Annotated in this window: 1 protein-coding gene; it reads left to right on the forward strand. The window is 34.7% G+C overall.

Features of this window, described 5'->3' with window-relative positions; genetic code table 11:
- The first annotated feature begins 603 nt into the window (after nt 1–603).
- Nucleotides 604–2,193 carry an AAA family ATPase gene (locus AB1414_19375; protein MEW6609574.1) on the forward strand — a complete coding sequence of 530 codons (1,590 nt, stop codon included), beginning with the start codon at nt 604–606 and terminating at the stop codon, nt 2,191–2,193.
- The last annotated feature ends 145 nt before the right edge of the window (nt 2,194–2,338 follow it).

Here is a 2,338-nt window from a genome sequence, read left to right on the forward strand (position 1 = left end):
GGTGGGTTTTCTTCTACAAACAGATTGCTCCTCTGGAGCAAATTTAATAAGCAAAAGATGGCAGAAAATGAAGTAAAGCAATGCCTGTGACCATAGATATAGCTTTAACTCCTACGCAACGCTCTCCTTTTAGAATCGCAGATTGGGGCAAAAATTTTGTTGACAAAGAATAAAATTTTTGCTAAAATACCTCATGAACCTTTAGATTATCTGCCTGAAGGTACGTATGAAAAGACAGTTATTGATTATCCAGAGGCGTAACCGTTCAGGATATAACCACAGAGTCACAGAGAACACAGAGGGAATATATAACCACGAATGAACACAAATACAAAAAGATTTGTAGTGCGAGGCTTTAGCCTCGCTTCTGACTACATTTATAGGATGTCAGAGGTTAATTCGTGTGCATTTGTGGCTAATTTCCTTAATTCTCTGTGAACTCTGTGCCTCTGTGGCTGAACGCTTACCCAGAGGCATAGTTTGATAATTTTCCAAATCTACCAACTCATCAATTTAAAACATTGAAAAGATGCGCCCAGGGTGCTTATGCTACCACAAGGAGAAGGATTAATTCCTTACTGTTATCTAAATGAGGAGTGAATCATGAAAAAATTACCAATAGGTATTCAGACATTTGAAAAGATAACCAATGAGAACTACTGTTATGTAGATAAGACAGAGATAATATATAGTCTTATAAACAGTGGGACTTACTTTTTCTTATCCCGTCCGAGAAGATTTGGTAAGTCATTGTTGATAGATACGATAAAGGATTTATTTGAGGGTAAGGGAGAATTATTTAAGGGTTTATGGATAGAAGATAAATGGGATTTTAATCAGAATTATCCTATGATAAAGATAGATTTTAGTAACCAAAAAGCTACCTCCGGGAAAGAACTTTCATCCTTTATCTTAAATCAGTTAAGATATATAGCCTCAAGTAATAATTTATCCCTTGAAACAACAACATATTATGAAGAATTTGAGGAACTAATAAGAAAATTATTTGCAACAAAAAACAGGGTGGTTATACTGATAGATGAGTACGATAAACCTATTTTAGATAACATAGAAAATCCCGAACTTGCAAAAGAAATGAGAGAAATACTCAAAGGCTTTTATACTATATTAAAAGGAACTGATGCATATATCAAATTTGTGATGCTGACAGGTGTGAGTAAATTTTCTAAGGTATCTTTATTCTCGGGACTAAATAACCTGATGGATATAACATTAGACGAGCGATTTGCAACGATATGTGGTTACACTCAGAATGATTTAGAGACAGTATTTAAGGAATACCTGGTGAATGTAAACATGGAGAAAGTGAAATTGTGGTATAATGGATATTCCTGGCTTGGTGAGAGTATGTATAATCCATTCGATATACTTTTGTTTTTAGATAAGCCAGGTAAAGAGTATAAAAATTACTGGTTTGAGACCGGCAGTCCGACATTTTTATTAAAATTGTTAAAGGAGAGAAAATATTACATCCCAGAGATGGAGGAGATAAAAGGAGGGGAGGAATTGATAGGTGCATTTGATGTTGACTTTATAGAACCGGCGGCATTGCTGTTTCAAACAGGGTATCTGACGATAAAAGAGAAAAAGAACTTAGGCGATAATATCTACTATACACTTTCCTATCCTAATCTTGAGGTAAAAAAGAGCCTGAATGAATATGTTGCAAACTATTTTGTTTTTAATGCTGGGATGTATCAGCGAGTGAGGATAGAGATATATGAATCAATAGACAGAATGGCTTTTGACTCGTTACAAGAGATATTTTTCAGACTTTTTGCCGGAATTCCTTATGAATGGTATATAAAGAATGAATTAGACAAATATGAGGGGTATTATGCCTCCATATTTTATGCAGTATTTGCCTCCCTGGGGTATGATTTAGAAGTAGAAGACTCTACTAATCAAGGCAGAATAGATATGGCAATAAAAACTAATAAGGCAATAATAATATTTGAATTTAAGGTAGTAGAAGATAAAGGTGATAAAAATACAGCATTAGAGCAGATAAAGAACAAAAGGTATTACGAGAAGTACTTAAAAGTAAATAGGAGTGTTTATCTATGCGGGATAGAATTTTCTTGTGTAGAAAAAAATATTGTTAGGTTTGATTGGGAATTGGTAAAAGGTCCAACCCCATTGGTGGCAAAAAAAGTTTCTTGCAAAATCTAAGATGCTATGATACAATATTTGTAACTATTCAGCCTGTAGGAAAGTAGGAGAGTAGGGAAGTAGGAAAGGGGAGACATTGTCCCCAGAAGAGGAATACCGTGCACATCCTTTATCCCTTTCCTACTACCTACTTGCCTACTATTTC

The organism is bacterium, from assembly GCA_040755795.1.
Classification (GTDB): Bacteria; UBA9089; CG2-30-40-21; order CG2-30-40-21; family SBAY01; genus JBFLXS01.